Raw genomic sequence first — 3,844 nt, forward strand, 5'->3', positions numbered from 1 at the left:
GAGCGCGGCGCCGAGGCGGTGCGCGTGGGCGCCCAGGACTACCTGTTCCGCGACGAGCTGGACGCACGACTGCTCGGCCGGGCCGTGCGCTACGCCGTCGAGCGCAAGCGCGCGGACATCGCCCAGCGCAAGCTCACCGAGTCCCGCATCCGCGCGCAGGAGAACGCCCGCCTGGAGCGCGGCCTGCTGCCGACGCCGCTGCTCGACGGGTCCCCGCTGCGGTTCGCGGCGCGCTACCGCCCGGGCCGCTCCCGGGCCCTGCTCGGCGGCGACTTCTACGACACGGTGCGCACCCCCGACGGCACGGTCCACGCGATGATCGGCGACGTCTGCGGGCACGGCCCCGACGAGGCGGCGCTCGGTGTCGAACTGCGCATCGCCTGGCGGGCGTTGACGTTCGCGGGCCTGTGCGGCGACGAGCTGCTCTCCACCCTCCAGCAGGTGCTTGAGCACGAGCGCGCCGACGAGGAGATCTTCGCGACCCTGTGCACGGTGGACATATCGCCGGACGGCCGCCGCGCGGGGCTGTGCCTGGCGGGCCACCCGTCGCCGCTGATCGCGAGCCCGGGGCGCCCCGCGACGCTGCTCCCGTACGAGAACAGCGGCCCGGCCCTCGGACTGCTGCCGAAGGCGCGATGGCCGCGCATGCAGGTGGAGTTGGGGGCGTCGTGGAGCCTGATGCTCTACACGGACGGCCTGATCGAGGGCCGGATCGGCCAGGGCAACCAGCGGCTCGGCCAGGAGGGGATGGTGGAGCTGATCCGCCGCCGGCGGGCCGACGGCCTGGGCGGCGAGGAGCTCCTGGAGGCGGCGATGAACGAGGTCCGCGACCTCAACGGCGGCGACCTGACGGACGACGTGGCGGTACTGCTCCTGGACCGCTGACGTGGCGGTACTGCTCTGGACCGCTGACGTGGCGGTACTGCCCTGGACCGCTGACGTGGCGGTACTGCCCTGGACCGCTGAGGCCCGGACCGGCGGTCAGCGACCGCCGTTGTACGGCCCGTACGGACCGTCGCTGCTGGAGCCGCGGCCCTTGCGCCCGCCCCCGCCGCCGGTGATCTGCCGGACGGCGGGCCGCACGTCCACCATGTACACGATGGTCGCGATGAGCCCGATGATCGGCAGGAACGACAGGATCGGGAAGAGCAGGTTCACGACGAACGCGATCCCGAGGATGATCAGCCAGAACGGCTTGGTCTTCTTGTCCGCCGCGCGATAGGCGTCCTCGCGCCGGACCGCGGCGTCGACGAGCGCGAAACCGCTGAAGACGATCAGCGCAAGGCTCAGCAGCCACATCACATTGGCGAAACCCTGCATCAGCACAACGCCACCACCAGAATCGTCTGCAAAATCTTCCGAAAAAGTCCTACGGGCCTGCGGCCACCGTACCCGGTGGGCGAGCCGGGCACGCGCTGCGTGCCCGGCTCGTGACGCACCCCTTGCCTACTTGGCCGGAGGCGTGTCGGTGCTCTTCTTGGCGGTGGTCGTCTTCTTGGCCGGAGCCTTCTTGGCGGCGGCCTTCTTCGCGGTCTCGGACTTCTCCTCGGTCTCGGACTTCTCCTCGGCCGGGGCGGCGGTCTGCGGCTCGGGGTCCGGCTCGACGGCCACGGCGATCTCGTTGATCTCCTCGGCCGCCTCGCCGCGCCACGACTTCACGGCTTCCTCGCCGTGCTCGGCGAGCTTCTCGTAGGTCTCACGCGCCTTGACGGCGGCCTCGGCGGCGAAGCCGACACCGCGCAGCGCGAAGTCCTGCGCCGTCTCCCCGAACTTCTTCAGATCGGTGTCGAGGGAGGCGACGAGCTCGTTCACCTTCGCGGTGACGGTGGCCTGGGCCTCCTTGGCCCGCGCCGTCGCCTTGTCCTGTACATCCTTGGGGTCGGTGTTGCGCACGGCCTCGAAGCGCGCGGGCGCCTCGGCCCGCAGCTGCTCGACCAGCCCGGGCACCTTCTTGGCCTGCTGGTACGCCAACTCGGCGGTACCCGCGGCGAAGTAGAGCGGGGTCGGGTCGGAGAAGGTCTTGCGCAGGTCGTCCTTGATGGCCATGGCGTGGTCCTCCCGGATCACATCAACTACTTGCTCGAGGGCTCGGCATCGCCGCTGTCACCGGCGCGGTGTTCACTGGTCCCGTTCTCGTGTCGGAACGACTCGTAGATCTGCAACAGGACTTGTTTCTGGCGCTCGTTGAGCGAGGGGTCGGCGAGGATCACCGCACGCGTCTCCACCTCGTCCCGCTCCCGCTCCGCGTCGAGGATGCCGGCGCGCACGTACAGCGTCTCGGCGGAGATCCGCAGCGCCTTGGCTACCTGCTGCAGCACCTCCGCGCTCGGCTTGCGCAGCCCGCGCTCGATCTGACTCAGATACGGGTTGGACACCCCTGCGGCATCGGCGAGTTGACGGAGCGACAGCTGCGCGGTGCGACGCTGCTCGCGCAGGTACTCGCCGAGGCTTCCGACGTTGAGCGATGCCATACGTCGATACTGCCGCACCCTTGCTAACTTTTGCAAGCGCCTGCTTGCAAAAGTGTTCCAGGCCACGTGCCGCCCCGCTGTTACCCTGCCGGAGGCCGTGCGACAGAACGAGGAGGTGGTACCCGTGAACGCAGTATCGACATGGGTGCTCCCCTCCGGGGTCACGGTCGGGCGATAGGCAGAAGGTCGTCCGGGAGCGCCGTTGCAGTGCACTCCCGAAAGGCACGATCATGCACGTCACTTCTGAGCAGCACCTCGACGACGACGTCGTCGAGCGCGCGTTCACCCTCGGCGAGATCCCCGGCTTCCTGTGGACGCCTTCGTCCGCGGCCGCCTCCGCACCGGTACCCCTGATCCTGCTCGGTCATCCCCCACTGGGGCTGAGCAGGATGTATCCCCGGCTGGTGGAGCGGGCCCGGCGCTCCGCCGCGGACGGTTTCGCCACCGCCACCATCGAGCTGCCCGGCAGCGGCGACCGGCCCCGTCTCGCCGTCGTCGATCGGGCCCGCGCGGACCTGCGCCGGGCGCTGCAGGCCGGCGAGCCGGTGGGCGACGAGATCGTCGACGCCCTCGTCCTGCCGCTCGTCGACCAGGCGGTCCCGGAATGGCAGGCCGCCCTGGACGCCCTCCTGTCCCTGCCCGAGATCGGCGGCCCGGTCGCGTACTCGGGCGGCGTCATCTCCGTCGGCGTACGGCTCGCGGCGGTCGAGCCGCGCATCGTGGCCGCCGGCCTGTTCGCCGGGAGTCTCGTGCCGCGCGCCGTCCTCGAGGAGGCCCGCCGGATCACCGTCCCGCTGCACGTCCTGCTGCAGTGGGACGACGAGGGCAATGACCGGCAGGCGGCCCTGGACCTGTTCGACGCCTTCGGCTCCGAGGAGAAGACGCTGAACGCCAACATGGGCGGGCACACCGGCGTCCCGCAGTCCGCGGGAGAGGACGCCGCCAGGTTCTTCGCACGGCATCTGCGCAGGGCCTGAACCCGGCGGGGCCGCCCGGGAATCCCGGGCGGCCCCGCCGGGTTACCGCTTCGACGACCATTCAGACGACGATTCAGCCGATGATTCCGACGCCGATTCCGACGCCGATTCGGACGACGATCCGGACGACCTCTCAGCAGAGGCCGGGGAGGGAGACGGGAGCCGATGAGCCTTCGTCAGTACGAGTACGCCCTGGCCGTCGCCGAGGCGGGCTCGGTGACGGCCGCGGCGGAGCTGCTGCACGTCGCCCAGCCGTCGATGTCCCAGCAGATCCGCGGCCTGGAGCGGGAGCTCGGCGTGCAGCTGTTCGCCCGTACGCCGAGCGGTCTGGTGCCCACCGTGGTCGGCCGCGCGTTCCTGCGGGAGGCGGAGGTCGCGGTCAGCGCGGCGCGCCGG

At 70.9% G+C, this 3,844-nt stretch carries 6 protein-coding genes; 3 read left to right on the plus strand and 3 right to left on the minus strand.

Annotation, left to right across the window (positions count from 1 at the left end; translation table 11 throughout):
• The coding region (locus G3I40_RS37220; RefSeq protein WP_164559241.1) for a PP2C family protein-serine/threonine phosphatase at positions 1 to 885 on the plus strand (885 nt) is incomplete at its 5' end.
• 96 nt (positions 886 to 981) lie between these two features.
• Here G3I40_RS37220 and G3I40_RS37225 read toward each other — a convergent pair.
• The 3 genes from G3I40_RS37225 to G3I40_RS37235 form a co-directional block, all read right to left on the minus strand.
• On the minus strand, positions 982 to 1,320 hold the full coding sequence (locus tag G3I40_RS37225; protein ID WP_164559246.1) for a DUF2516 family protein: 339 nt from the start codon (positions 1,318 to 1,320) through the stop codon (positions 982 to 984).
• 126 nt (positions 1,321 to 1,446) lie between these two features.
• Complete coding sequence (locus G3I40_RS37230; RefSeq protein WP_164559242.1) at positions 1,447 to 2,046, minus strand: hypothetical protein; 600 nt, start codon at positions 2,044 to 2,046, stop codon at positions 1,447 to 1,449.
• Between the two features lie 26 nt (positions 2,047 to 2,072).
• A complete protein-coding gene (locus tag G3I40_RS37235; protein WP_164559243.1) occupies positions 2,073 to 2,471 on the minus strand; it encodes a helix-turn-helix transcriptional regulator in 399 nt (132 codons plus the stop codon).
• A gap of 230 nt (positions 2,472 to 2,701) precedes the next feature.
• On the opposite strand from G3I40_RS37235, the gene G3I40_RS37240 reads away from it, so the two are divergent.
• Both G3I40_RS37240 and G3I40_RS37245 read left to right on the plus strand, forming a co-directional pair.
• On the plus strand, positions 2,702 to 3,448 hold the full coding sequence (locus G3I40_RS37240; RefSeq protein ID WP_164559244.1) for an alpha/beta hydrolase: 747 nt from the start codon (positions 2,702 to 2,704) through the stop codon (positions 3,446 to 3,448).
• A 165-nt stretch (positions 3,449 to 3,613) separates the two neighbouring features.
• The coding region (locus G3I40_RS37245) for a LysR family transcriptional regulator (protein WP_164559245.1) at positions 3,614 to 3,844 on the plus strand (231 nt) is incomplete at its 3' end.

Origin of the sequence: Streptomyces sp. SID14478 (genome assembly GCF_010548525.1) — a bacterium.
Classification (GTDB): domain Bacteria; phylum Actinomycetota; class Actinomycetes; order Streptomycetales; family Streptomycetaceae; genus Streptomyces.